24 protein-coding genes and 1 pseudogene are annotated in these 25,616 nt (G+C 71.9%); 17 read left to right on the plus strand and 8 right to left on the minus strand.

The annotated features are described in order from the left end of the window. Position 1 precedes the first annotated feature (1 nt). The 4 genes from ACZ4UV_RS35250 to ACZ4UV_RS35265 are packed head-to-tail and all read left to right on the plus strand — an operon-like array spanning position 2 to position 4,001. Positions 2–916, plus strand: a complete 915-nt coding sequence (locus tag ACZ4UV_RS35250; RefSeq protein WP_451015945.1) for a hypothetical protein — start codon at positions 2–4, stop codon at positions 914–916. Continuing rightward, positions 913–2,163: an OmpA family protein gene (locus tag ACZ4UV_RS35255; RefSeq protein WP_451015946.1), complete on the plus strand. Its 1,251-nt coding sequence runs from the start codon at positions 913–915 to the stop codon at positions 2,161–2,163. Before ACZ4UV_RS35250 ends, ACZ4UV_RS35255 begins: the two co-directional genes overlap by 4 nt. A gap of 9 nt (positions 2,164–2,172) precedes the next feature. Continuing rightward, a complete protein-coding gene (locus tag ACZ4UV_RS35260; RefSeq protein WP_451015947.1) occupies positions 2,173–3,573 on the plus strand; it encodes a hypothetical protein in 1,401 nt (466 codons plus the stop codon). Then, positions 3,570–4,001: a hypothetical protein gene (locus tag ACZ4UV_RS35265; protein WP_351484654.1), complete on the plus strand. Its 432-nt coding sequence runs from the start codon at positions 3,570–3,572 to the stop codon at positions 3,999–4,001. Before ACZ4UV_RS35260 ends, ACZ4UV_RS35265 begins: the two co-directional genes overlap by 4 nt. Positions 4,002–4,371: 370 nt before the next feature. Here ACZ4UV_RS35265 and ACZ4UV_RS35270 read toward each other — a convergent pair whose 3' ends face one another. The 4 genes and pseudogenes from ACZ4UV_RS35270 to ACZ4UV_RS35285 all read right to left on the minus strand — a co-directional run bounded on the left by ACZ4UV_RS35270 (position 4,372) and on the right by ACZ4UV_RS35285 (position 8,427). Further along, positions 4,372–5,286: an MSCRAMM family protein gene (locus tag ACZ4UV_RS35270; protein WP_390049146.1), complete on the minus strand. Its 915-nt coding sequence runs from the start codon at positions 5,284–5,286 to the stop codon at positions 4,372–4,374. Next, positions 5,269–6,774 (minus strand): annotated as a pseudogene (locus tag ACZ4UV_RS35275) (MFS transporter); the annotation flags it as partial. The pseudogene ACZ4UV_RS35275 and the gene ACZ4UV_RS35270, both read right to left, overlap by 18 nt. A 26-nt stretch (positions 6,775–6,800) precedes the next feature. Then, on the minus strand, positions 6,801–7,043 hold the full coding sequence (locus tag ACZ4UV_RS35280) for a hypothetical protein (protein WP_467843538.1): 243 nt from the start codon (positions 7,041–7,043) through the stop codon (positions 6,801–6,803). Between the two features lie 166 nt (positions 7,044–7,209). Further along, positions 7,210–8,427, minus strand: coding sequence for a CdaR family transcriptional regulator (locus tag ACZ4UV_RS35285; protein ID WP_451015949.1), 1,218 nt, complete (start codon positions 8,425–8,427; stop codon positions 7,210–7,212). Between the two features lie 200 nt (positions 8,428–8,627). Here ACZ4UV_RS35285 and ACZ4UV_RS35290 point away from each other — a divergent pair, with 200 nt between their 5' ends. From ACZ4UV_RS35290 to ACZ4UV_RS35305, 4 genes are read left to right on the plus strand one after another with little or no spacing between them, the layout of a single operon-like run. Next, a complete protein-coding gene (locus ACZ4UV_RS35290; RefSeq protein ID WP_467843542.1) occupies positions 8,628–9,569 on the plus strand; it encodes a substrate-binding periplasmic protein in 942 nt (313 codons plus the stop codon). A gap of 9 nt (positions 9,570–9,578) precedes the next feature. Beyond that, on the plus strand, positions 9,579–10,346 hold the full coding sequence (locus ACZ4UV_RS35295) for an amino acid ABC transporter permease (RefSeq protein ID WP_351484647.1): 768 nt from the start codon (positions 9,579–9,581) through the stop codon (positions 10,344–10,346). Beyond that, complete coding sequence (locus ACZ4UV_RS35300) at positions 10,343–11,140, plus strand: amino acid ABC transporter ATP-binding protein (RefSeq protein WP_467843546.1); 798 nt, start codon at positions 10,343–10,345, stop codon at positions 11,138–11,140. The genes ACZ4UV_RS35295 and ACZ4UV_RS35300 overlap by 4 nt, the downstream gene beginning before the upstream one ends. Further along, positions 11,137–12,426 carry an NAD(P)/FAD-dependent oxidoreductase gene (locus tag ACZ4UV_RS35305; protein ID WP_451021333.1) on the plus strand — a complete coding sequence of 430 codons (1,290 nt, stop codon included), beginning with the start codon at positions 11,137–11,139 and terminating at the stop codon, positions 12,424–12,426. Before ACZ4UV_RS35300 ends, ACZ4UV_RS35305 begins: the two co-directional genes overlap by 4 nt. A gap of 93 nt (positions 12,427–12,519) precedes the next feature. Here ACZ4UV_RS35305 and ACZ4UV_RS35310 read toward each other — a convergent pair whose 3' ends face one another. Next, positions 12,520–13,089, minus strand: a complete 570-nt coding sequence (locus tag ACZ4UV_RS35310) for a fasciclin domain-containing protein (protein ID WP_451021332.1) — start codon at positions 13,087–13,089, stop codon at positions 12,520–12,522. Positions 13,090–13,588: 499 nt separating this feature from the next. Between ACZ4UV_RS35310 and ACZ4UV_RS35315 the strand changes: the two genes are divergently transcribed. The 5 genes from ACZ4UV_RS35315 (at position 13,589) to ACZ4UV_RS35335 (ending at position 18,686) form a co-directional block, all read left to right on the plus strand. After that, a complete protein-coding gene (locus ACZ4UV_RS35315) occupies positions 13,589–14,566 on the plus strand; it encodes an ABC transporter substrate-binding protein (RefSeq protein ID WP_451021331.1) in 978 nt (325 codons plus the stop codon). A gap of 86 nt (positions 14,567–14,652) precedes the next feature. Then, a complete protein-coding gene (locus ACZ4UV_RS35320; RefSeq protein WP_467843550.1) occupies positions 14,653–15,453 on the plus strand; it encodes an ABC transporter permease in 801 nt (266 codons plus the stop codon). Then, positions 15,450–16,310, plus strand: coding sequence for an ABC transporter permease (locus tag ACZ4UV_RS35325; protein WP_467843553.1), 861 nt, complete (start codon positions 15,450–15,452; stop codon positions 16,308–16,310). Before ACZ4UV_RS35320 ends, ACZ4UV_RS35325 begins: the two co-directional genes overlap by 4 nt. Beyond that, positions 16,307–17,914 (plus strand): benzoylformate decarboxylase, encoded by a 1,608-nt coding sequence (gene mdlC / locus ACZ4UV_RS35330; RefSeq protein ID WP_451021328.1) that lies wholly within the window; start codon positions 16,307–16,309, stop codon positions 17,912–17,914. The genes ACZ4UV_RS35325 and mdlC overlap by 4 nt, the downstream gene beginning before the upstream one ends. A 4-nt stretch (positions 17,915–17,918) precedes the next feature. Beyond that, entirely contained in the window at positions 17,919–18,686 is a 768-nt protein-coding gene (locus ACZ4UV_RS35335; protein ID WP_451021327.1) for an ABC transporter ATP-binding protein, read from the plus strand. Positions 18,687–18,709: 23 nt separating this feature from the next. Here ACZ4UV_RS35335 and ACZ4UV_RS35340 read toward each other — a convergent pair whose 3' ends face one another. Both ACZ4UV_RS35340 and ACZ4UV_RS35345 read right to left on the minus strand, forming a co-directional pair. Continuing rightward, entirely contained in the window at positions 18,710–19,606 is an 897-nt protein-coding gene (locus ACZ4UV_RS35340) for a nuclease (protein WP_451021326.1), read from the minus strand. Between the two features lie 97 nt (positions 19,607–19,703). Next, positions 19,704–20,813, minus strand: coding sequence for a LacI family DNA-binding transcriptional regulator (locus ACZ4UV_RS35345; protein WP_467843559.1), 1,110 nt, complete (start codon positions 20,811–20,813; stop codon positions 19,704–19,706). A gap of 141 nt (positions 20,814–20,954) precedes the next feature. Between ACZ4UV_RS35345 and ACZ4UV_RS35350 the strand changes: the two genes are divergently transcribed. From ACZ4UV_RS35350 to ACZ4UV_RS35365, 4 genes are all read left to right on the plus strand, one after another. Further along, positions 20,955–21,332: a hypothetical protein gene (locus tag ACZ4UV_RS35350; RefSeq protein ID WP_467843562.1), complete on the plus strand. Its 378-nt coding sequence runs from the start codon at positions 20,955–20,957 to the stop codon at positions 21,330–21,332. After that, positions 21,329–22,138, plus strand: coding sequence for a TIM barrel protein (locus ACZ4UV_RS35355; RefSeq protein ID WP_467843564.1), 810 nt, complete (start codon positions 21,329–21,331; stop codon positions 22,136–22,138). Before ACZ4UV_RS35350 ends, ACZ4UV_RS35355 begins: the two co-directional genes overlap by 4 nt. 382 nt (positions 22,139–22,520) lie before the next feature. Beyond that, complete coding sequence (locus ACZ4UV_RS35360; RefSeq protein WP_390049004.1) at positions 22,521–22,730, plus strand: hypothetical protein; 210 nt, start codon at positions 22,521–22,523, stop codon at positions 22,728–22,730. Between the two features lie 1,480 nt (positions 22,731–24,210). Beyond that, on the plus strand, positions 24,211–24,546 hold the full coding sequence (locus tag ACZ4UV_RS35365) for a hypothetical protein (protein ID WP_467843568.1): 336 nt from the start codon (positions 24,211–24,213) through the stop codon (positions 24,544–24,546). Between the two features lie 286 nt (positions 24,547–24,832). Here the strand turns inward: ACZ4UV_RS35365 and ACZ4UV_RS35370 are convergent, their stop codons facing one another. After that, positions 24,833–25,606, minus strand: a complete 774-nt coding sequence (locus tag ACZ4UV_RS35370; protein WP_451021153.1) for a calcium-binding protein — start codon at positions 25,604–25,606, stop codon at positions 24,833–24,835. Positions 25,607–25,616: the final 10 nt, after the last annotated feature.

The following is a 25,616-nucleotide window of genomic DNA, read 5'->3' on the forward strand; positions in this document are numbered from 1 at the left end:
GATGACGAACGCACGCAAGAAGGGGCTGTTCGCCCGGTGGCGTGAATGGTGGCGTGACCGCCGTCGTCGCAGGCACGACGCGCCTGCGACGACCACCGCCGCATCGGAGCAGGTGGCCGAATGGGAAACGCCCGCACTCGGCTCCGTGGAGCCGGTCCGGCCCGAGGCCTACGCCGAACTGGCGCCCGCGGCCGAGCCGTTGCTGCTCGCGGCGGAGGGCGACGTCTTCGAGTTCCACGTGTTGCCCCACTTCCGCTGGCACAGTCGCGACATGTCGGTCGAGCAACTGCGCCGACGGGCCGGCGCGCTGTCGGCCGAAGCCCGCGACGAACTCCTCAAGAGGTCCTGGTCGCTGGCCCGCACCTGCGACCCCGTCGACCCGGTCAAGGCCGAGAAGCTGATCAACTCCGAGCTCTCCGACGGATGGTGCTACGAGGACGAGTCGGGACTCGTCAAGTGCCGTCCCACGGTCCGGATCCGTATCGACCCGGCCCTGCGCGACCGCATGCGGCCCGCCCGGCTGGAGGCCCAGGCCATGAAGGAGGCCCTGGGCCTGGGACTGCTGAAGGCGGCACACGCCAGGCAACTCACCGACGAATGGCTCCAGGTGATCGCGGCCCTGGAGAGGTCGGGCGAACTGACCTCGGCACAGCGCCAGTTCCTGGTCCCCTTCGCCGCTGCCCTCGCCGACGGCGACTTCGCCGCCGCGACCGACGCCCTGCGGACCGTGCGCCGCACGGGTGCTGTCGCCCTGGCCAACGTACTCGACCAGGCCACCAAGAACCACGAGCAGATCGGACTCTTCGAGTTCGCCAACGCCTACGACAAGGCCTTGAACAGCTTCTCCCAGCAGATGGGACTCACCCCCTTCTCCTGGATCCTCGACACGCCGGAACCCCCGGAGGAAACGCCGTGAGGAGAGCACACCGGGCCAGGACCTTCGGGTCCGCGCTCCTCCTGCCGGCGATCGTGGCCGGGCTGCTGTCCGGCTGCGTGTCGGGCCCGAGCCGGGAGGAGGCCGCCTGCGGCTGGATGCGGAAGGCCGGGGACGGTGCGTCCCCCGGTCAACAGGGCCACACGGTGATCCTCGTCGACGCCTCGTCGTCGGTGCGCGGTACGACCCCGGCATCCGGCGGCGTCGACCAGACGGCCGCCGTCAAACGGCAGATACCCCGCTGGCTGGAGGGGGTCGGGACCGTGTCCGTCGCCACGTTCGGCGGCACCGCGCACGACGTCCGGTGGACCGCGAGCGACTGGGCCGCGAAGCCCGCCGACGGAGGCAACGGGACCAACCGGCAGCGGCACGCCGCGTCCGTACCGGGCTGCGTCGCGGGCGTGGTGGCCGAGGCGCAGTCCACGGTGCCCGTCCGCGGTGGCAGCGACGTGCTCGGGGCTCTGCGGGAGGCCGGCACCGTCCTCGCCGGCAGCAAGGGGATACGCAGGCTGGTCGTCCTGACCGACGGTCTGTCCACGACCGGCTGTGCCGATCTGCGGGACGCCGGTTTCGAGGGGAACCTGGAGACCGACGCGATCGTGCAGGGCTGCTCGGCCGACAAGGAGGTGACGTCCCGGACGCTGGCCTCCGTGGAAACCGTGTTCGTGGGGCTGGGGGAGACGGCGAGCGCGGAGCCCCAGGCCTCGCCCGCGCAGGCGGCCTGGCTCGACGGACTCTGGCGGCGGCTCTGCGCAGCCGCCCATCCCACGCCGGGCGAGCCCGCCGACTGCGCGGTGACCCAGGTCGCAGCGGACCGGTCGGTCAGCGCGAAGACGTCTCCGCGGCGCCCCGGCGACCCGGCCGTCGAGTTCCCGGAGCGCACCTGGAAGCAGGCCGGGGCCAGGGCGCTGTTCGACCCGAACTCCCCGGTCCTGCGGTCCGCCGCCCTTCCTCAGCTGGCCAGGATCGCCGTCCAGGTCCGGGGCCTGGACGGGGTACGCGTCCGGGTCCTCGGCTACGTCGATCCGCGCGGCGGCTCGGCCAACAACCGGACACTGTCGCAGGCCCGCGCGGACGCCGTGAAGAACGAACTCGAACGGCTCGGGGTAAGCGGGGTGACCGCCGTCGGCAAGGGCGTCCCCGTCGGCTGCCCCGGAGCGGCGGAGGACCTCGGGACGGAACAGAAACTGCAGTGCGACCGCCGGGTCGACATCGTGGTCGTCCGGTGAGGGGGACAGATGAACGCAGAGAACGGCCGCGCGGCACGCAACGGTGTGGTGCTGGGCGCGGCGAAGGACTGCCCGGGCGGGCAGGACGCGGAGGAGGCACCGCCCGTCCGCCTGGTCGACCGTACGGACAGCCGCGAACGAGCCGTACTGATGGGGGCGTTCAGCGCCGGCAACGCCCTTCTCGCCGACGACCGGCCCGGCCTCGGTGCGGCCTGCGCGGCTGTCGTCAGGTCCGCGCAGCGTGTGGAGAGCGCCATCGCGGCGATCGACCGGTTCCGGCGCGTCGGGGGAGCGCTGCCGGCCGCACCGGAGACGCCCGTCGCCGTGGTGCGGGAGACCGCCGACGCGGAGGACGCGCCGGTGCGGACCGTGCCGGCCCGGCGGCCCCGGGTCGCGGGGATGTGGCGCCGGCTGGTCTGGCCCGTCACCGGTGCCGGGGCGGTCTTCGACGCCGCGTTCATGGGCTCCGTGATCCAGCAGATACTGGACGTCGGCACGGGCACGTTGCAGTACTGGCTGGCGTACCTGCCCGGCCTGGCCATCGCGGTCTGCCTGCTGGCAGCCGGTACGTTCCTCGCCGAGCGCACGGCCTTCGTGCGGGAAGCCCGTGCGGACGCCGGGGCCGACCGCGGCGGCCGGTACTGGTGGCGTCCGCTGGTGATCCCCTGGCTGCTCACCCTGGCCCTCCTCGGACTCATCGTCGTCTGCGGTGTGGTGCGGGTCCTGATCGCGACCGAGGAGTCCGACGACAGCTATCTGGCGCTGTTCCAGCCGGTCGTCGTGGTGCTCCTGCTGCTTCTCGGCGCCGCTGCCGTGGCCACGAAGCTGCTTTCGCACGATCCCGAGGCGGCAGCCGACGCCGAGGAGGCCAGGCTCACGCGGAAGGCGGAGAAGGCGAAACGCAAGCGGGACCGGGCCGCGGAGACGGAACGGCGGGTCCGCGCCGAGACCGCGGAGAAGGCGCTGCGCAAGCGCATGAAGGCCGCCGACGGGCTGGGCGACGAGGCACGGGAGGCGCTGGTGGCCCATGTCACGGCCTGGTTCGCGCTCAAGGCCTCGCTCGACGCGGCGGAACTGGGCGCCCGCAGGCACGTCGAGGACGCGGCGACCGGCCTCGTGGAGGAACGGGCGCGCACGGGCATGGCCGGCACGTTCGAGTTCCCGCTGCGCGCGGCCGAATGGCCCCCGGAGCGGGTTCCCGGGATCCGCTGCGTTCCGCGGGGTGCGTTCGCGCCGGCACCATCCGGGGACGGGCCGAAGATCCGGCTGGACCTGCTCGCCGAGGCACGGGGAGTACACGACAAGCATCGTCCCGACGACTTCTCCCGCCGCCTGGACGAGTCCCTCGGGATGCTCAACCGCCAATGGGGAGACGACGACCCGGCCGACGCCACGGAGGCAGCTGAATGAACACTGTGTCGCAGGTCCCCGACGAGGCCAGGGTGAAGTACCTCGAACTGCTCCAGGCCGTCATCACCCGCTTCGGCACGAACTCGTTCCTGGTCAAGAGCTGGGCCATGGCCGTCAGCGGGGGCCTGGTCACCGTCGCTGCGGGGGGCGCCGGATGGGCCGTGGCGGTGATTGCCCTGGTGACGACCTTGGGCTTCTGGCTGCTGGACACCTACTACCTGGAGCAGGAACGGCTGTTCCGCTCCCTGTACGACCGTTCCCTGGCGCCGGACCCCGGCCAAGTCCCCCTGTTCAGCATGGACGTGGAGCGCTACGCACACTCCGTTCCATGGCGCGTGGTCGCCCTGTCCCGCACCATGAGGCTGTTCTACGGCACGTTCGCCCTGGCCGACGCGGCAGCCGCCGTTGTCCTGGTCACCACGTCCTGAGCGGTGGCCTGATCCCGCGTCGACCGCCCCCCGGGCCGCCGGACTCTTCGTCGGCGGCCTTCAGCGCCCCCACGCCGCCGTCGTACGGTGGCGTCGGTGCCGCCGCCCAACTGGTCCGCGGGTCCAGGCAGGCGAGGCAGAGCGCCGCCGGGGCGGCGGGCGGTGCAGGACGCCGACCCAGGGCTTTCGGGGGCCCGTTTCCATCGCCCGCGTCCCAGACGCGCCACACCTTCCCGCCGGCCGCCGGGACATCACCGGGATCCGGCCACCGGATCCCGTGCGGTACCGGTCGGCCATGCGGAAGAGCCGGGCGCCGCGGGTGTCGTACCCGTGCGCCCGGCTCTGCCGGGGAGGTTCCGCCGGCCGGATGTCAGCCCAGCGGACCGGACTGCCGGGTGCCCTCCTGCCCGGTTTCCTCGTGGGCGAGGTAGAGATCGAAGCCGTCCTGGCCGGTGCCGTTCAGCCGGACCGGGGCGGCCACCGGCGGGTAGCCGGAGGCGACCACCGTGTACTCGGTGCCGGGCAGGTCCGGGAAGGCGTACTCGCCGTCCTCGCCGGTGGTGCGGGAGGCGACCACGTTGCCGGCCGAGTCCAGCAGGGCCACCCGGGCGTCGGTCAGGGGCGAGCCGTTCCGGCCACGGACGGTGCCGCGGACCGCGGCGGCCGGAGCGAGGAGGATGTCCTGGGCGGCCCCGGTGTCCCCGACGGTCACCGCGACGGCGGTGGGCCGGTGACCCGCGGCGCTCACGGTCAGGACGTACTCCCCGGCGACCAGTTCGCCGAGACGGTAGCCGCCGTCGGCGCCGGTGACCGTGGAGTCCGCCACCTCGCCGAACGGGTCGGTCGCGACCACCAGGGCTCCGGTCACCGGGAGGCCGCCGGAGCGGACGCTGCCGGTCATGCCGGTGGTGCCGGCCAGCACCAGGTTGTACTCGACCGGGGAGCCGCCCACCGTGAGGGTGGCCACCTGCGGCTGGCGTCCGGCGGCCGAGCCGACCAGGACGTACGAGCCCGCGGCCGGGACGGCCACCGCGTAGCGGCCCGCGAGGTCGGCGACGGCATGGCCGAGCTGCCGGCCCGTCGGGTCGATCAGCGTGACCACGGCGCCCGGCGCCGGCACACCGCCGCCGGCCGCCAGGACCCGGCCGCTCACCGTCAGGCCGGCCGGATCCGGCAGTTCCACGGTGGTCGCGGTCCGCGGCTGGACCAGGGGCACGGCCCCGGCCGCGCCGTTCTCCTCGGAGGCGGCGAGGGGGGCGTGGTCCACGGCCTGTGCCTGGGCCATCGGGCTGCCCTTGCGGTAGAGCACCGCCGCGAGGACGGCCGCCACGACGAAGAAGCCGGCCGCCCACCAGTAGGCGGTGGCGTAGCTGTGCAGCGCGGCGTTCGCCTTCACCAGCGGGGTCACCGGGTGGTGGTCCTTGACGTAGTCGGTGGCCGAGGTCGCCGCCAGGGTGGAGAACAGCGCGGTGCCGATGGAACCGCCGACCTGCTGCATGGTGTTGGTGGTCGCCGAGGCGACGCCCTGGTCCTGCGGCGCGACGCCGAGGGTGGCCAGGCTCATCGCGGGCGGCATCACCATGCCGATACCGGCGCCCATGATCAGCAGCGGCGCCAGCACGTCCGAGGTGTAGGCCGAGTGCAGGTCGAGCCGGGTGAGCCAGACCATGCCGGCGGCCGCGAGCAGCGCGCCGACCGGGACGATCGGCTTGGCGCCTATCCGGGGCACCGCGACGATGGTGGCCAGCTGCGCGAACACCATCAGCGCCCCGATCATCGGGAGGAAGGCCAGGCCGGTCTTGACCGGCGAGTACCCCAGCGTCTCCTGCAGGTAGTAGGTCAGGAACAGGAAGATCCCGAACATGCCCGCGCCGGTGACGAACACCGAGAGGTAGGCGGCCGCGCGGTTGCGGTCGGCCAGCACCCGCAGCGGCAGCAGCGGATGGCTGGTCCGGGTCTCCCAGAACGTGAAGAGAGCCAGCAGCACGCCACCGGCGGCCAGGAAGGCCCACACCATCCAGTTGCCCCACGGGTGGGTCTCGGCGTTGGCGAAGCCGTACACCACCGAGAACATGCCGCCCGCGGCGAGGACGGTGCCCAGCGTGTCCAGCCGGGGACGCTCGGCCTTCGCGGGCCGGCGGACGAACACCACCGTGCCGATCACCGCGACGACCGCGATCGGCAGGTTGACGTAGAGGGTGTACCGCCAGTTCAGGTGTTCGGTCAGCAGACCGCCGAGCAGCAGGCCGATGGCACCGCCGCTGCCGGCGATCGCACCGTAGACGCCGAACGCCTTGGCGCGTTCCTTGGCGTCGGTGAAGGTCGTGGTCAGCAGGGACAGCGCGGCGGGCGCGAGCAGCGCGCCGAACACGCCCTGGACCGCCCGGCCGACGATCAGCATCGTCAGGTTCTGCGAGGCGCCGGCCATCGCGGAGGCACCGGCGAACCCGATCAGGCCGATCAGCAGGGTGGTCTTGCGGCCGAAGAAGTCGGCGAGCCGGCCGCCGAGCAGCAGCAGGGAACCGAACGCCAGCGAGTAGGCGGTGACCACCCACTGCCGGCCGTCGTTGGAGAAGCCCAGGTCCCGCTGGGCGGACGGCAGGGCGATGTTCACGATCGTCGAGTCGAGCACCACCATCAGCTGGGCGAGGCCGATCACGGCCAGCACCATCCACCGGTGCGGTGCCTGGTGTCTGGCACCGCGGGCTGACGAGGACTGGGCCGGTGCGACGCCGGCGGGCGCGTCGACGGAGTCGACGGAAGTGGATGACATGTGGGGGCTCTCCGGAAGCGAGTGGATCATGTGCTGGCGAGCACCGGAAGAATCACGGTGTCCAGGAAGTGCGGGAGGCGGGCGGCCGTGGGGGAGTCCGGTGGGATCTCGCCGCGGGCGACGGCCCGGTCGACGATCTTCCGCGGCGTCCTCGGCTCCGTGAGTTCGACGTCCCTGCGGGCCCTGGTGAAGGCGACCGGCCGGGGCTTGCCCCGGCACTGCCGGCAGAGGGTCGCCCCGGTTTCCGCAGCTGTCTGTGGAGCGCCCATCCGACGACACCTCTTTCCTGAGCCCCGGGGGCCGTCGGCCCACTAACTGATCGAAACCGTTTCGTACACTTGGAGGCTAGGCATTCCACGAGCGAAATGCAAAGCATTTGGTCGAAGTCACATTCGATGCTGATCAGTGCGGTGACGGCACCCGATCGCCCCTTTGCTAGGGCTTTGCTCTCCCCTTGCCGCGTCGTCGCGCGGGGGAGTCGGCGGCGCCGCCCAACTGGTCCGCCAGGCAGGCGAGGTAGAGCGCCATGGTGGTCCGGTGTTCGCGCAGCGGGCGGCCGGTGATCTGCTCGATCTTGTTCATGCGGTAGACGACGGTGTTGCGGTGGACGTGCAGCGCCCCGGCGGCCCTGACGAGGTTGAACCCGTTCTCGCACCAGGCGGTGATCGTGTCGCGGAGCGCCGGCCAGTCCGGCTGGCTGCGCAGGTCCGCTGTGGTGAGGTCGAGCAGGCGGTTGCGGGCCGACTGGCTCACCGCGGTCAGCACCTGGTGGACCCGTAGATCGGTGATGAGGTGGACGGCGGCCCCGTCCGCCACACGGGTGCCGAGACGCAGCGCCTCGCACGCGTCCTGGTAGGAGTCGTGCAGCTCGCCGACGGAGGTGGCCGGTTCGCCGATGCCCGCGCGGGCGGCCAGGCCGTCCTGGGCGGCGATGACGTCGGTGACCCGCCGGCACTCGGCGGCCAGGGACTCCGTGGACCCGTTGGCCGGCAGCCGGTGCAGGACGCCGATCCAGCCGGGGGCCGTGGCGGCGATGATGTCCTGGGGGTCGGCGAAGACCTCGCCGACCGTGCGCAGCAGTTCGGAACGGACCAGGGCCAGGGTGGAGGCGCCCTGGCGGTGGGCCGCCGTGGCGGGCACGGTCACCTCGAACGCCACCGCGACCCGCCGCAACCGCAGGTCGAAGCCGAGTTCGGCGGCCCGGAAGACGAGGAAGTCGCCCTCCACGACCTCGGGATCGTAGGCGGCGATGTCGGCCAGCAGCTTCTCGCCGGCACGCTCGGCCAGCAGCCGGGAGCGCAGCATCACGGACTCCCGCAGCAGGATCTCCGTCTGCCGCTTCACCAGCAGCCCGAACCGCCGGACCTGGGCCGGCGTCCCGGTGATCCCGACCGTCCCGACGGCCTGCCCGCCCGCGATCAGCGGCAGGGTCATGCCGGGGCGCACCCCACGCAGCTGCTGAGCCTGGGACGCGTTGTGCGTGGCGGCCTCCTGGCTGCGGATGACCTGCACGGACGCTTCGTGGAAGGTGCCGACGCGGCTGCTGTCGCCGCTGCCGATGACCATGCCCTCCGCATCGGTGATCAGCACGTTGAAGCCGATGACGGCGGAGGTGTCCCCGGCGATCTCCTGCGCGAGTGACGGGCTCAGCACGGGCGTTCCTCCCGTCGCGGGGCGGTCCGGGCCTGGACGCACCGTACAGGGGAGGGATCGATTCCAGCCACAACTGTGTACGAAGTGACCGGTGACGTACGACGGGCCGCTCCCTAGCGTATGGCCCCAATCACCTCCCCGCCGGGGGCACAACGCGGTGAACGGCGGGCTCCCTCAGCCGGAACGGAAGGCTCGTGCCGATGATCCGTGTGCGCTCCGTCGCCGCCTCCTTGTCAACTGTCCTCCTGCTCTCCTCTGTTGCCGCCTGCGGCTCGGGCGGTGACGACGCTCCGAAGAACGTCTCCGCCAAGACCGCCGCGCTGGGCACCCTCACGCCCGGCGTCATCAAGGTCGCCGTCGAACCGTACGCGCCGTACACCACCGTCCAGGGCGGCAAGATCGTCGGCCTGGACGCCGACATCCTCGCCTACGCGGCCAAGAAGCTCGGCCTGGAGATCAAACCGCAGGTGACGGACTTCGCCGGCATGCTCGCCGGGGTCCAGTCCCGCCGGGTGGACATCACCATCGGCGGCGTCGCCTGGTCCGCCGACCGGCAGAAGCAGGGCCTGTTCACCGACCCGCCCTACTACTCGCCCCCGGCGATGGCCGTCCGCGACGGCAAGACCTACACGACGGTCGACGACCTCGAGAACCTGAACCTCGGCACGGTGGAGGGCTACGTCTGGGTCAAGTCGATCCAGGCCGTACCCGGCGCCAAGCTGCACGCCTACCCCGACGCCAACGGTGTCTTCGACGACCTCGGCGCCTCCCGCATCGACGTCGGCTTCCTCGACCCGCTGCTCATCATCGCGGCCCAGAAGGAACGCCCGGACCTCAAGATCAGCACCGAGTACCTCACCCCGCCCACCGCCGCGCAGGTCAAGGCCAAGCCCGCGTACTCCTACTTCCAGCCGTACCAGACCGGCTTCTACCTCCCCAAGCAGGAGCCGAAGCTGGAGAAGGCGATCTCCGCGCAGATCGACGCCATGTACCGGAACGGCGAGTTGGCGAAGCTCATCAAGAAGTACGGCGGCGATCCCGAGCAGTTCCTCAGGCCCTCGGCCGACATGGCCGCCGCGCGCCGGGGCGTCGACCGGCCCGCCGACTGGGCCCCGCCGACCATCGCCTCCAGCGGCCAGTGAGGGGATGACATGTCCGGCTTCTTCCAGGTCCCCTGGTCCGACTACCGCCCCGACCTGACCGCCGCGCTCGGCCGCACCGTGTCCTACACCGTGGTCAGCTTCGCCGGCGCGGTCGTCCTCGGCCTCGCGGTGGCGCTGCTCCGGCTGAGCCGGGTGTGGCCCGCACGGGCCCTCGCCGCCGTCTACACCGAGGTGTTCAAGAACGTCCCCCTCCTCGCCATCATCTTCCTCGCCTACTTCGGCCTGGCCTCGGCCGGCATCCGGCTCGACGTGTTCACCGCCGGCTGCCTGAGCCTCGTCGTCTTCTACGCCGCCTACCTCTCCGAGATCTTCCGCTCCGCGATCAGCGGGGTGCATGCCGGGCAGACGGAGGCGGGCGAGGCGCTGGGCCTGGGCCGGGCGGGCATCTTCGGCCACGTCGTCCTGCCGCAGGCCGTCCGGCTGGCCCTGGCCGGCACCAACACCATGCTCGTCGACCTGCTGAAGTCCACCTCGCTGCTCGTCACCATCTCCGCCGCCGAGCTGATGTCGGAGGGACGGCTCATCACCTCGGCCACCTTCCGGGCGCTGGAGGTCTACCTGGTCATCTCGGCCGTCTACTTCGTCCTGTGCTACCCCCTCTCCCAGCTGCTCCTGCTGCTGGAACGGAAGGTACGGGCCGGCGTCCCGCTGTCTCCGTGGCGACGGCGGCGGATCCGTGCCGCCCGCGCCCTGCTCGCCGCCGAACCGGCCGCCGGCCCCGGCGCGGGATTTGACCAGAAGGAGGCGGTCGTATGACCGAGCCCGTCACCACCGCGCACACCACCGTCGCGCCGGCCCCCGCCGAGGCGGTCGTACGCATCCGGGGTCTCCGCAAGGCCTTCGACGGCCGTACGGTCCTCGACGACGTGAACCTGGAGGTCGGCCGGGGCAGCATCGTCAGCGTCATCGGGCAGAGCGGAGGCGGGAAGACGACGCTGATGCGGTGCGTCAACCTGCTGGAGTCCCCGGACGCGGGCACGGTCGAAGTGGCCGGCGAAGTCGTGCACGAGGGCGGCCGCAAGGTCTGCCGGGACCTGCCCCGGCTGCGCCGGACCGTCGGCATGGTCTTCCAGAAGTTCAACCTCTTCCCGCACCTCACCGCCGTGGAGAACGTCGTACTGGCCCAGCGCAAGGCCGGTGTCCCCGAGCAGGAGGCGCTGGAGCGCGCCGTCACGCTGCTGCGCCGGGTCGGTGTGGCCCACCGCGCGCTCGCCCGGCCCGAGCAGCTCTCCGGCGGCGAACAGCAGCGCGTCGCCATCGCCCGGGCCCTCGCCCTCCGGCCCGAGGTGCTGCTCTTCGACGAGCCCACCTCCTCCCTCGACCCGGAGGCCACCCGGGAGGTGCTGAGCGTGATGCGGGAACTGGCCGCGGACGGCATGACGATGCTGCTGGTCACCCACGAGCTCCCCTTCGCCCGCGAGGTGTCCGACCACGTCGTCTTCGTCGACCGCGGCCGGATCGTGGAGGAGGGCGGGCCGCGGGACGTCCTGGACAACCCCGCCCAGCCCCGGACCCGGGAGTTTCTCGCCTCGTACGGATCCGCGTCATGACCAGCACGCCCGGCCTCGGCGGCGACGGCCCCGTGGTGGTGGTCGGGGGCGGCGTGGTGGGTCTGTGCACCGCCTACTACCTGGCCGAGGCCGGCGTCCCCGTGGAGGTCGTCGAGCGGCGCGGCCTGGCCTCGGGAGCCTCCCGCGGCAACGCGGGCTGGGTCTGCCTCAGCCACTCCACGCCCGTCCCGGCCCCCGGCGTCGTGCGCTACGCCCTGCGTTCACTGGGCCGCCCGGACTCGCCCCTGTACCTGCGACCGCTGCCCGACCCGGCGTTCGTACGGTGGTTGTGGCGGTTCTGGCGCAGCAGCACACCGGCCGCCTTCCAGCGCGGCTACACCGCGATCGCCGAGCTGAACCGCGACACCTTCGACCTCTTCGACGGCCTGCGCGCGGCCGGCGTCGACACCACCCTGACCCGCCCCGGCATGGTGCATGCCTTCCTGTCCCCGGCCGAGGCCCGCCACCACCTCGCCGTCCAGCGGGAGATGGCCGACGGCCGCTACCCGCTCCCCGACGGTGTCGTCACCGGGTCCGCGGCGCGACTGCTGGACGAGGCGCTGTCGGACGCGGTGCGCGCGGCGTACCTCGTCGAGGGGGAGGGGGTGGTCGACCCGGAGGCGTTCGCCCGCGCGCTCGGCGAGAGGCTCGCCGCGTCGGGGGTGAAGCTCCACGAGAACGCGGAGGCCACCGGCTTCCGCACCTCCGGGAGCGGGGTCACCGCGCTGCGCACCACCCAGGGCGACATCCCCTGCGCGGCCGTCGTCATCGCGGCCGGCATGCGGTCCTCGGCCCTGCTGAGCCGCCTCGGCCATCCGCTGCCCCTCCAGGCGGGCAAGGGCTACAGCTTCTCGGTCGACCTGGACCCGGCGCCCCGGCACACGCTGTACTTCGGCGAGCGCCGGGCCGTCGCCTCGCCGATCGGCACCACCACGCGCATCGGCGGCACGATGGAGCTCAGCGGCAACAACAACCGCCTCGACTGGCGCCGCATCGTCGCCGTCGCCCTCGCCAGCCGGCACTACCTGGGCCGCTGGTTCGACGACCCCGACGACCTGGTCGGCCTGATCCGCGACCCCTGGGTCGGCGGACGGCCCTTCCTCCCCGACGGCCTCCCGGTCATCGACCGCGTCCCGGGCCACGACAACGCCTACGCGGCCACCGGCCACGGCATGCTGGGCGTCACCCTGGGCCCGGTCACCGGCCACAACCTCACCCGGTACGTCCTCACCGGCCGCCGCCCCGAGGCCCTGAACCCCTTCCGCTTCGACCGGCTCCACCGCTGAACTCCGCGCTCCGGCAGGGCCGTTCGGTCCGAGCGGCCCTACCGAAGCGAACACGCCGGTGGTCTGCCGGAGTACGCGGCTCCGGGAGCGGAGTCAGGACGGCGGCTGGAGAACCTGGTCGATGACGTAGATCGTGGCGTTCGCGGCCTGGATGTTGCCGCAGACGATGTTCGCCTTGCCGTTGACCTTGAAGTCGGTGCCCGAGCCCGACGTGGTGAGCTTGCTGCCCTCCAGCGTCTTGAAGGAGCCGTGGGAGAGTTCGTCCGGGGTGATGCGCTGGTCCACGACGTGGTAGGTCAGCACCTTCTTCAACTGCCCCTGGTCGGCGAGGAACGAGGCGAACTGCGCGACGGTCACCGACTGGAAGGCCTGGTCGTTGGGGGCGAAGACGGTGATGTCGGGCTTCTCGTCGAGGGCGCCGTTCAGATGCGCCCTGACCGCGGCGGAGACCAGATGACTGAGTTGCGGATACGCGGCCGCGGCCTCCACGACCTTGTCCTTGGCCGTGCCGGCCTTCTGGGCGAGCCCCGCGCAGCCGTTGCCGAAGGTGCCCGAGGGGCTGGGGGACGCGTCCTGTGCGTGGCTCTGCGGCGCCGTACCTGCCAGCGCCGACGCGATGACGACCAGGGCTGTCGCCGTGGCCTTTGCTGTGCGCGTGCGCATGCGAGTGAACCTCATCGCAACCTTCCTCCCGTGGAGGCGTGAACACTGCAGAGGCCTGGACTGCGGAATTCTTCGTTTCCGGGGGCGGGACGGGGCGGCCGCTGCGCCATGGCCTCGGGGCGTCGTCACCCGGCCACCCAGAGAGCGTAGCCAGCAGCAGCCAGTGGCCGCATCTCGAGAGCCGGGCGTGGCGGACGCGCCGGCGCCGGGTGGCGGCCGGAGCCGCCGTGTGCTGCGGGCGATGCCGTACCGCCTGGTCAGCGCCGCGCGGTGGGGTGCTCGGCTCCTTTCCCGGAGCCCCTGCGACGGCGGCGCCCGACGGAGCCCCCGCGGACGACCGGCGTGGTCGCGGTCACGGCCGCACGCCCCCACGCCCCTGCTGTACGCCCCCTCGCCCGGCGTGCGCGGCTCCCCGGCGCTCGGTTCGTATTTCTCCGAAGACCCCGAAACCCACCCCGAGTCTGTAGCGATCATGACAATTTCGGGTAGGCATGCCGACATGCCTTCACGTCGATTACGTCGAGCACGTTCGCGAACCAAGCGCCTCGCCGGGCTCGTCGCCGCCGCGGCGCTGATCCTGGTGGGCTGCGACAGCGGCGGCACACCGCACTCGGACGACGGCCGGCAGCAGCTGACCGTGGCGGCACTGCCGCTCACCGACTCCGCCGCCCTCTATCTGGCCCGGGACCGCGGGCTGTTCGCCAAGGAGGGCCTGGACGTGCGCATCCAGACCGTCCAGCAGAGCATCCAGGCGCTGCCCGCCCTGCTCAAGGGCCAGGTGGACGTCATCGCCAGCGCGAACTACGTCACCTACTTCCAGGCGTACGAGAAGGGCACCCTGGACCTGCGCATCCTCGCCGAGGGCGTGCGGATCTCCCCGCACATGATGGACGTCCTCGTGCCCAGGGACTCCGCCCTGAAGTCCCCCGCGGACCTGGCCGGCAAGAAGGTCGCCGTCGCCGTCCTGAACAACATCCAGTCCCTGACCCTGAACGCGATCCTCGACGCCCGGCACGCCGGACGGCCCGTCTACCGGCAGATCCTGTTCCCGCAGATGGGCCCGGCCCTGCAGCGGGGCCAGGTGGACGCCGTACACGCGGTGGAGCCCTTCGACACGGCCATCCAGGGCGAACTGGGCGCGCGGGTGCTGCTCGACGCCGGTTCCGGGCCGGCGAACGGCCTGCCCGCCAGCGGGTACATCACCACGGCCGCCTTCGTGAAGAAGAACCCGAAGGCGGCGGCGGGCTTCCGGCGCGCCGTCGAGGCGGCCTCCGAGCTGGCCGCCCGGGACCCGGCGGCGGTGCGCACCGAACTGCCCGAGTACACCAAGGTGACCTCGGACCAGGCCAGGTCGATCCACCTCCCGGCCTACCCGCCGACCGCCGATCCGGCCGCCCTGCGTCGGCTCGTCCGGCTCATGCGCGCCCAGGGACTGCTGACGAAGGACATCGACCCGGCACCCCTGCTGGTGAAATGACCGAGCGTGACATGGCCCGGCGCGAAATGACCAGGCGTGAAGTGACCAGGCATGAAGTGACCAGGCGTGAAATAACAAGGCGTGACGTGACCCGGCGCCAGGAGCTCCTGCTGGGCCTGCTCGGCGCGGCGGCCGCCTTCGGGATCTGCGAGGCGGTGTCCCGCGCCGGGATCGTCCGGCGCAGCTACCTGCCGCCCGCATCCGAAGTCCTCGTCCGCGCGGTCCGGTTGGCGGGCGACCCGGCCTTTCTCGACGGCGTCGGGGCGACCCTGCGGGCGTGGGCGCTCGGTCTCGGCCTCGCCTGCGCGCTCGCGGTGCCGCTGGGACTCCTGCTGGGCACGGTGCCGGTGGTGGAGGCCGCCGCCCGCGCCGTGATCGAGTTCCTGCGGCCCCTGCCGTCCGTCGCGCTGATCCCGCTGGTGTCCCTGCTGCTCGGGGCGGGCACGGAGACGGAGGTGACGCTGATCGCCTACGCCTCGCTGTGGCCGGTGCTGTTCAACACCGTCTACGGCCTCCGCGAGACCGACCCGCTGGCCAGGGACACCCTGCGCGCCTTCGGGTTCGGCCGGCTCGCGGTGCTGCTGCGGGTGGACCTCCCGGCCACCGCCCCGTTCATCGCCGCCGGCGTGCGGATCTCGGCCGCGGTCGCCCTGATCCTCGCCGTCGCGACGGAGATCCTCGCCGGCTTCGGCCAGGGCCTCGGCATCTTCATCGCCCAGGCCCAGAGCGGGACCGACGGCACGCGGGACGTGCTGGCCGGGGTGGTGTGGGCGGGCGGCATCGGGCTGGTGATCAACGGCGTACTGGTCGGCACGGAGCGGCGGTTGTTCGCCTGGACCCGGGAACCCCGCCCGCAGGCGGCGAAGTTGCGGCGGAGCCGCCCATGACGCAGCCGCAGCCGCAGACGCGCACGCGTCCACAGGCAGAGCCGCAGACACAGCCGTCGCCGCGCGCCGCCGCCGTCCCCTTCCTCCTGCGCTGGTCGGTGTTCCTCGGCGCCGTCCTCGGCTGGGAGGCGGCCGCCCGGGCCCGGCACAACGTGTACTTCCCGCCGCCGCTGCGGATCGCCCGGCACGCCCGCGACCTGTGGTTCTCGGGCCCCGCCCACCGGCTGTTCCTCACCTCGGACGCCGTCGGCACCATCCTGCCGAGCCTGGGCCGGATGGCGGCCGGCTTCACACTCGCCGCCGTCGCAGGGATCGCCCTGGGGATCGCGGTGGGCCGCTCACGCCGGGCGTACGCGCTGTGCAACCCGGTGCTCCAGTTCGCGCGGGCCGTGCCGCCGCCCGCGCTGGTGCCGGTGTTCGTCGTCGTCTTCGACGTCGGTACGCCCATGCAGGTGGCGTCGATCGTGTTCGGCGCCGTGTGGCCGGTGCTGGTCAACTCGGCGGAGGGCGCCCGCGCCACCGATCCGCTGCGGCTCCAGGTGGCGGCCGTGCTGCGGCTGACGGCGCCCGAGCGGCTGTGGTTCCTGATCCTGCCCTCGGCACTGCCCCGGATCTTCGCGGGACTGAGGCTCAGCCTCTCCCTGTCCCTGATCCTCATGGTCTTCTCGGAGCTGCTGCCGGGCAGCGCCGACGGCATCGGGTTCACGCTCACCGACGCCCAGACCCGCTCCGACCTGCTCACGGTGTGGTCGGCGCTGCTGCTGCTCGGCGCACTCGGGTATCTCCTCAACACCGGACTGCTGGCGGTCGAGAAGCGACTCGTCGGCCAGGGACGGCCCGCAGGGAGGACGGCATGACGACGACCACGGTGCGCGAGGCGGTCGTACGACTCCTGCGCGACACCGGCATGACCACGGTCTTCGGCAATCCGGGCTCCACGGAGCTGCGGATGTTCCGCGACTGGCCGGACGACTTCGCCTATGTGCTGGGCCTGCAGGAGTCCGTCGCCGTCGGCATGGCGGCCGGTCACGCGCTCGGCACCCGGCGGGCCGCGTTCGTCAGCCTGCACTCGGCCGGCGGGGTGGGGCACGCGCTCGGCGCGGTCTTCAACGCCTTCCGCGACCGGGTGCCGCTGGTGATCGTGGCGGGTCAGCAGGCGCGCTCGCTGCTCCAGCTGCGGCCGTTCCTCGGCGCCGACGAACCGGCCCTGTTCCCGCGCCCGTACGTGAAGTCCGCGCGCCAGCCGGAACGGGCCGAGGACGTACCGGCAGCGCTCGCCGAGGCCCACCGGCTCGCGATGACGCCACCACGCGGCCCGGTCTTCGTGTCCGTGCCCGAGGACGACTGGGACCGGCCCGCCGAGCCCGTCACCCCGCGTACCGTGCATTCGGGGTTCACGGCCGACCCGGACGTCCTGGCCGCGCTCGCCGCCCGGCTGGCGACCTGCGCACGCCCGGCACTCGTGGTCGGTCCCGGAGTGGACGACGAGGACGCGCTGGAACCGGTCCGCGCGCTCGCCGAGCGGCTCCGCGCCGGCGTGTGGATCAGCCCCCTCTCCGGCCGCTCCGGCTTCCCCGAGACACACCCCCTCTTCCAGGGCTTCCTGCCACCGGTCGCCCGCCGATTGTCCGAGCGTCTCGCGCCGTACGACGTCGTAGTCGCCCTCGGAGCACCGCTGTTCACCTACCACGTGGCGGACGGCGGCCCGCCGCTCGCACCCGGCACCGAACTGTTCCACCTGGACTGCGACCCCGCCCAGGCCGCCTGGCTGCCCACCGGCACCAGCATCGTCACCACCCTGCGGCCCGCGCTGGCGCGGCTCGCCGGACTGCTCCGGGACCCCGACCGCGCCCCGCCGCCGCCCCGCCCGGCACCGCCCCCGGCCCGCGCCGACGGACCCGTCACCCCGGACCTGCTCTTCGACCTCCTGCACACCCGGCTGCCACGCGACCGCGTCCTCGTCGAGGAGGCGCCGAGCCACCGGGACACGCTGCACGCGCGCGTGCCCGTCGCGGCCGGCGGCGGCTTCCTCACCACGGGCAGCGGGGCGCTCGGCTGGGGCCTGCCGCTCGCGGTGGGCCGGGCCCTCGCGGACCGGCGCCGGGTGGTGTGCGTGGTCGGGGACGGCTCGGCGCTGTACTCGGTGCAGGCCCTGTGGACCGCCGCCCGCCACACGGCACCGGTCACCTACGTCCTGCTGGACAACGGCGGTTACTCGGCCGTCCGCGCGCTGGGCCGCCGTATCGGGGTCGCACCCGTCCCCGGCACGGACATCGCGGGCATCGACTTCGCGGGCCTCGCGGCCTCCTTCGGCTGCCCCGCGGCCCGCGCCGAGCACCCCGGCGAGCTGCCGGCCGCCCTGGATCACGCCCTGGGCCGCGGCGACGACGCCGGCCCCTTCCTCCTGCACGTCGCGGTGGCCGACGGCACGGACACCCTCTACGACACCGGGACCGGGTGAGGGGATGCTGCGCCTCGACTCCCTCAGCCGGCACTTCGGCGACCAGCACGTCCTGGACGGCATCAGCCTGACCGTGCCCGACGGCCAGCTCCTCAGCGTGGTCGGCCCGTCCGGCTGCGGCAAGTCCACACTGCTGCGCACCATCGCCGGACTTCTGCCCGCCCAGCAGGGCACCGTCACGATCGACGGCACACCGGTCACCGGCGTACCGGACCACCTCGCGGTCGTCTTCCAGGAGTACGGCCGCTCGCTCCTGCCCTGGCTCACCGTCCGCGACAACGTGGCCCTCCCGCTGCGCCGCCGGGGCCTCACCCGCGCCGCCCGCCGCGCCGAGGCCGAGACGATCCTCGAACGCGTCGGACTGCACGGCGCCGCCCGCCGCCACCCCAGGGAACTCTCCGGCGGCATGCAGCAACGCGTCGCCATCGCCCGCGCCCTCGTCTGCCGGCCCTCCCTGCTCCTCATGGACGAGCCGTTCGGCTCCCTGGACGCGGGTACCCGCGAGGACCTGGAGGACCTCCTCCTCCAGGTCCATCGCACCGACGACACGACCATCGTCTTCGTCACCCACGACATCGACGAGAGCGTGTACGTCGGCGACCGCGTCGTCGTCCTCTCCCCGGGCCCCGGCTCCCGCGTCGTCCGCGACCTCCCGGTCGCCCTGCCGCCCGACCGGGACCAGATCACCACCCGCAGCTCCCCCGGATTCGTGGCACTGCGCACGGAGGTGGGCAGAGCGGTACGGGGCGCTCCGCGAGGAGGGCCGAAATGAGCGCGGGCGTCGCTCCTGCTTCCCTACTTCTCGACGAAGACGAGGTCTTCGATCGGGCGGGTCATCCGGAACGTGCCGTTGGTGACCTCGACCACGTGCTGGAGGCCGACGATGCTGTCGCGCCGGCCGGGGACGAAGAACTCGTCCGCGCCGCCGGCCAGATAGGCGGGGAGACAGGCGAGGGAGGGACCGAAGAGCCGGATGTAGTCGGCGACGCGGCGGAACAGCTTGGGCACGATCACCAGATCCTCGGTGAGCGACGCCAGGCTTTCGACCTTTACGCCGCTGATCGTCACGTCGTGCGCCCAGACGCCGTTGGCGGCCACGGCCGCCCTGGCCCGCTGCGTGGTGGCCGCCATGTCCGCCCGCAGCACTTGGGGGAGGTCGCTGTAGAAGGTGGGGTAGACCAGGCCGAGGGAGAGCAGGTGGTGATTGGCGGTCTGGTGCAGCATGTCGACGGTGACGTCGATCCGGGCGCCGCTCCTCGCGGGCTTCGGGGGATTGCCGACCTGCGGCGGGGCGCCGCACCCGAGCAGCGCGACGCAGCGGCCGTAGACGTCGGCACCGGAGGTGAGGATGTAGCCGGGCACGGTCTTCGGGGTCGAAGCCGTGACCTTCTCCTCGGCGTCCTGCACGACGTCGGTGAAGCCCAGCCAGCTCAGCAGCTCGTCCCTGGCGGCATGCGCGCCCAGGCCCAGCGGCTGGTGGACGTCATCGGGTCCGGCGCCCTTGTAGTGGGTCTCGAGGGCGTCGATCCCGTCCAGCCGGAGCGAGGCCCCGCCGTTCTCGTCCCGCTTGACGCGATGCCCGCCGGGGACCTCGCACAGGAACCCCGGGTCATGCGGAGTGAAGTGGACGGTGTCTCCGTCGGGCCGGTCGCCGAGGACCCCGTACGAGCCGGTGATGAGCAACATGGACATGCTGACCTCCCGCGTCCGAATGATCACCAATTGTGACCTGATATTCGAACCGCTGCCGGGAGCCGGAGCGGCGAGTCCGCACATCTGTCCTAGAACGTTATAGGAGGGGGTCTCGGCGAGGCGCCGGGCCGGTCGTCGCGCGCTCCACCAGGCGGGGGGTGAGCACGGTCTCCTGCGGGGTGCCGCCCTTGATCAGGTCCAGCGCGGCGGTCACGGCGGCGTCCGCCATGCCGGCCGCGTCCTGGGAGACGGTGGTCATCTGCACGTGGGGCATCTTCGCGAGCCGCGAGTCGTCGTAGCCGACCACGGAGATCTCCCCGGGCACGTTGCGGCCCCGATGCGCGAGGACGTTCAGAACGCCGGTGGCCGTCCGGTCGTTGAAGGCGATCACGGCCGTGGGCGGCGGCACCCGACGGTCCAGCAGGTAGCGCATGCCCTCCGCGCCGGCCTCCTCGGTCAGGCCGCCCGCGAGCACGTCGGCGGAATCGGCCAACCCGTGGTCCGCCATCCCCTGGAGGAAGCCGAGCCGGCGGTCGGAGCTGCCCGGGGCGCCGGCGCCGTCGATGTGCGCGATCCGCCGGTGACCGAGGCCGACGAGGTGGTCGACCGCGAGCCGGATGCCCACCATGTCGTCACCGCGGACGGAGCCCACGCTCGCCAGTCCGCTGCGGCGGGCGACGAGGAGGGTCGGCAGCCGCCGGGCCAGGCGTTCGAGTTCCTCGTCGGACAAACGGCTGCCCAGCAGGACGGCGGCCTCGCAGCGCTCCCGGAGCAGGGCGTTGACCGCCGTGGACTCCGCACGGCTGGGGGCCACCGCGCTGATCGCCGCCTCGTAGCCGTGCCGTGCCGCGGCGGCGTAGAGGTGCTCGACGAGGTCGCCGTGGAAGGGCTGCTGGAGCTCGAAGACAACGCCGAGTACCCGCGAACTGGACCGCCGGAGCTTCTGGGCGCGCTGGTCGGGGACGTATCCCAGTTCGTCGGCGATCCGCAGCACGCGCCGGCGGGTCTCGTCACTGGCGCCGGGGACACCGCGGATCACGATCGAGACCAGGGCGGTGGAGATACCGGCGGCCCGTGCCACGTCCGCCATGGTCGGGCGCGCCTTGCGCGTGGCGCCGGGTCGTCCCTCGCGCGTGGCGTCGGCAGGGGCCTGCGCGGGGGGCGACTGCCCGGCGCTGCCGCGGGCGTCGTCGTCCGACTCCCTCACGTCACCGCTCCCAACCTGGTCGAATGCGGTCCCGTCGCCGGTCCCGACGGCCTTGAGCCGAGCATATCGACCCCTTGACCGACTTCCCGGTGTGCGCCTACCTTCCAGACTAGAACGTACTAGTCCTCGGGAGCCACCGGCATGGTCGTCGCTGACAATCCCCCCGGCCGACTGCGCCCCGAGCTCCACACGCCGCGGCCGGCCACGATCGGCGCGGGCCGCATCGGGTCGTACCGTGCGGCGTTCGTCGCGCGGCACATCCCCGGCGTGACCGCGGCCACCGTCACGCCGGTCGCCGTCACGCGGTTCGCCGTCACGCCGTTCGTCGTCACGCCGGCAGCCGTCACGCGGTTCGCCGTCACGCCGGTCGCCGTCACGCGGTTCGCCGTCACGCCGGCAGCCGTCACGCGGTTCGCCGTCACCGGCCACGACGCCCGCCGCGCCCCGTCCTTCGCCCTCGCGGCGATCCGCGGCGTGGAGACCGACCGCCCCGTCACGATCGCCGAGGTGACCGCATGACCCCGACCTCCTCCCCCTTCGTCCTGGCCGCCAGCGCCGAGATGCTCTACCGGGACCGCCCGTTCACCGAACGGGTGGCCCGGATCGCCGAGCGCGGCTTCCAGGTGGAGATCTGGGACTGGTCGGCCAAGGACCTCGACGCCCTGGCCGCCACCGGCGCGACCTTCTCCTCCATGACCGGCTACCTCACCGGCAGCCTCACCGACCCCGACGGCATCGAAGCCCTGCTCTCCTCCGCCCGCACCTCCCTGGAGGCCGCGGCCCGGATCGACAGCCCCCGCCTGAACCTGCACGGCACCGGCCTCGACGACAAGGGCCTCCCCGTCCGCCCCGTCGAGACCGTGACCCCGGACATGTGGCTCACGGCCGCCGACACCCTGCGGCGCGTCGCGGAACTGGGCGAGGCCGCGGGCCGGGTCTTCACCCTCGAGAACCTCAACCTGGCCGTCGACCACCCGGGCACGCCCTTCGCCCGCGCCGCCGACACCCTCACCCTCGTCCGGGCCGTGGACAGCCCGTACCTCCGGATGAACCTGGACCTCTATCACGCCCAGATCGGCGAGGGAAACCTCGTCGAACTCTGCCGCCAGGCGCTGCCGTTCATCGGTGAGATCCAGGTCGCCGACGTCCCCGGCCGCTGCGAACCGGGCACCGGCGAGATCCACTACCCCGCCATCGCCCGCGCCCTCCACAGCCTCGGCTACGTCGGCGTCATCGGCCTCGAAGGCTGGGCCCGCGACGACTCCGACACCGCCCTCGACGCCTTCCGCGACGCCTTCACCATCGACGTCCCGGCCTCCCCCTGACCAATGCCGCCGGGGGGGAACCCTGGATCTGCACAGCGAAGGCGCAACTGCCGCACAGGTGAGTTCGGTTGATGCGGAGTTGTCCGGGTCGGAGCAGACGTGGCAACACCTGCCGGTCTCAATGTGCAGTACTACGTGTAGAGAAGCTGCCCTCAATTCGTGTGCATGCAGGCACGGATGAGTGGCCGACCGCTTCAACCGCCCTGCTGGGAGCAACGACCGACTGGATGCCGGGCACTCTCCGTGGTTTGATCCTTCGCGCCGCCGGGATCGCGCCAAGGAGTCCGGAAAAGGATGGTGCGGGCCGCGGTCGCGGCCGATCGTCTGTCCCCAGCTCGGCCGCGCCCCCTTGTGGAACATCCATACGAAGGGCAGTTGCATCATGAACTCCGCTCCCCAGGTTCAGACCCTTGAAATCTCCGACGCCGAGCTCGACACCGTCTCCGGTGGCCTGAGCCCGCAGATCGGCATCACCGCCGGCCCCACGGCGATCAGCAGCTCGGACCTCGTGTCCCAGCTCGGCGCGGTCAAGGACGAGGTCCTGGGCACCGTCGGCCAGTACCACCAGGTGGGACTCACCGTCTCCTTCTGATCGCCGGATCGCGGGACCCCCTCAGCGGGTGATCGCCGACAGTCTGACCGTTGATCGGCAACAGGGCGTCTCGTGACTGTGCGGGCGCCGCCGGCTGGGGAAACCGCGAGCATGTGCAGTGAGTACAGGCGGCCGGCACGGGCTTGGCCGTCTCCTGCTCACCAACCCCGCCACTGATCGGTGAGTTCGTACCGGCCGAGTCCGTGCCTGGCGGTCAGGGCCGTGACATCTACCCCTTGCGCGGCGAGGGTTTCGCCGATGTAGAGGCACAGCTGCTCGCGCTCGTCGGTCTCGAAAGCGCACTCGGCCTCGAAAGCGTCCAGGACGCTGTCGGTGCCGACAGCAGCTCCTCGGGGAACAGGCCGGCCATGCACGCGCAACCGGGGTCCAGAGTGCCGGCGAGCCGGATGTCTCCCTGTCCTGAGCCGGCGCTCCGTACGCGGCTACGGCGGCTGGCTTCCCCGGCACGTGTCTTTGCACGCCGGCTTCGGCGCGTGCGGCTGCTGTCCGTCTGGGGCGTCGAGCCCCTGCTGTACTTCGCTACGGGTCGGAAACCGACTCCCTCTCGTCGGCTCTACTGCCGTCGTCTGCGACGCAAGCCTCCAGCGCCGGCGACGGCGACGAAGAAAGTGCCGCCCACTGCCATAGGGAGGTGAGAGGCGAAAGGCGTTGGTGGGAGGCGTTCGAGGAAGGCTCGATCGAACGCAATTCCGATCAAGGTGGCTGTCAGTGTGATGGCCCACAAGAGCACTACGAGCAGCCATGTGCTCCGGGTGCTCAGCCAAGAAGTCATTGGATCATCATGTACCCGACGTACCCTCGGCCACAGCCCCTGGCTTTGTACCAGCTGGGCCAGGGCGGCAGACCGCCCCGCTTTTCGCGCCGGTCGCTGGTCGGAGGATCGCGTATGCGGACCGGACCTGAGCCGGCATCTCACCGGCCTGCCGTCAGCGAAACAGCTCCGGAACCGGGCGGATTTCCAGCGGATCGTCCGGCCGGCCCGCCCACTGCCACCACGTGTGCCGGTCCGCACACCGCCGCAATGCCCGGCAGGTCCGTCGGCCGTACGGAGAACCCTGGACAGGGCTACCTGTTGATCGGGATCCCGTAGGCGATCTCGCAGTGGGCCGTGGGCACCGACGTCCGCCGCCTCCAGGGGCCGCCCGTCGTCGCCGGAGTACGTCCGCCGGATGCGCGTCACGAACCTGGCGCGCGCTCCAGCCTCGGCCGCGCCCGACCCGGTATCGCGAGCGACTCGACTGCTGTGGATCTCGCCGGCACTACCCGGCCGGTCCGCCTGGAGGCAATCCAAAAGGACGTTTCAGACGTACTGGAATTAGGCCGCATTCTGGGAGTGCGCACCTGATCGGCCGGTCCAGTACAGCGGGATCTTGGATGCGGGACGTGCTCCGCGGCTGCAGCCATCCATCTCGTGCCACCGAGAGTCGCGCGAGACGTCGGAAGGAAGGGTGTATCCATCATGCGAGCACAACGCGCGAGGCGTCTCGGCGCGACGTTCGCTGCCAGCATTCTGATGGCCGGCGGCGCTGCGATCAGCGCAGCCGGCACGGCCGCAGCAGCCCCTGCCGTGCACACTCAGGCGCCCACCGATTGGTGCTTCGGCAACAACGACTGGCACTGCTCCGACCACGGCGGGTTCCGCTTCAACCACCCGGGGTTCTGCTTCAATCACCCGGGGTTCTGCTTCGGCAACGGCTTCGACAACCGCTTCGATCACCGCTTCGACAACCGCTTCGACAACCGCTTCGATCACCGATTCGTGAACGGGGGCAGCGTGATCATCGTGGTTCGGTAGCGGTCACCGCAGTTACACAAGGGCGCGCCCGTCCTGGGTGCGCCCCGAGTCACTCCACACCCTTCGACAGGAGCCGTGCCCGCGTGGTGATGGAGATCCTCGGTCACTCCCGGATCAACGTCCCCAGGGACGTGTGCACGCACGTCGGACAGGGAACCCGGCCTGCGGTCATGAGTCCCATCGGACCGACTGCTCGGAAGGCACCCCGGTCGTCAGCGACCAGCGCCGTTGATGCCCGACGCGGATGTCGGAGGCCCCGGACCATGATCGGTCCGGGGCCTTTTCCCTACCGCACGTCTACGTAGTCCCCGGCGGTCTTGACCGCCGCGGTCGTGCTGGTGCCGGAGAAGTAGTAGCGCCAGTAGCCGTCGCCGGCGGCTGTCGCGGTGGTCTTCAGGGTGCCGGTGCCGTTGGTGTACACGGTTTTGACCGTCGTGTAGGTGTCCGTTCCCGCTTTGCGGAACTGCAGCTTGACCGGCTGGTCGGTGTAGCCACGGTAGTCGTGGGTCTCCCAGTTGGCGCGGGTCAGTTTGCCGGTGACGGTGATGCTCTTGCCCTTGGCGACCGGCTCCGGCGAAGCGTTGACGCTGAGCTTCGAGTAGCGCTGGATGTTCGTGTACTTGTAGGCATCCAGGGAGATGCCGCCGTTGCCCTTGTCGAAGGCGTCGACGCCGACCTTCCACTGCCCGGCCCAAGAGTTCTTCCGCAGGTCGCGGGGGTTGAGGGTGAAGGGGACGACGCAGGTCTTCGTCGCGGCGTCGACGGCCGTGCACGTAGGACGGCCGAACGGCACCGTCATGTCCGTGTCTTCTTCCTTGGGGCCGCCGTGCCACACGAACACGCGGGCCGTTTCGATGCCGTCCGGATCGGTGGCGGTCACCGAAGCCGAGAAGGTGACCTTGTTGGAGATGCCGACCACGATGGGCTTGCCGCCGTTGACCGTGACGCTGGTGATCGTCGTGTCGCCGCCCCACGACTCGTCGGCCTGAGCCGTCGGAGCGCTTGCGACGGCGAGTGCCAGGGCGCCGGACAGAGCGGCACCTATGGCGATTGAGCGCATGTAGTCCCCA

It is taken from the genome of Streptomyces sp. NPDC028289, from assembly GCF_055565975.1.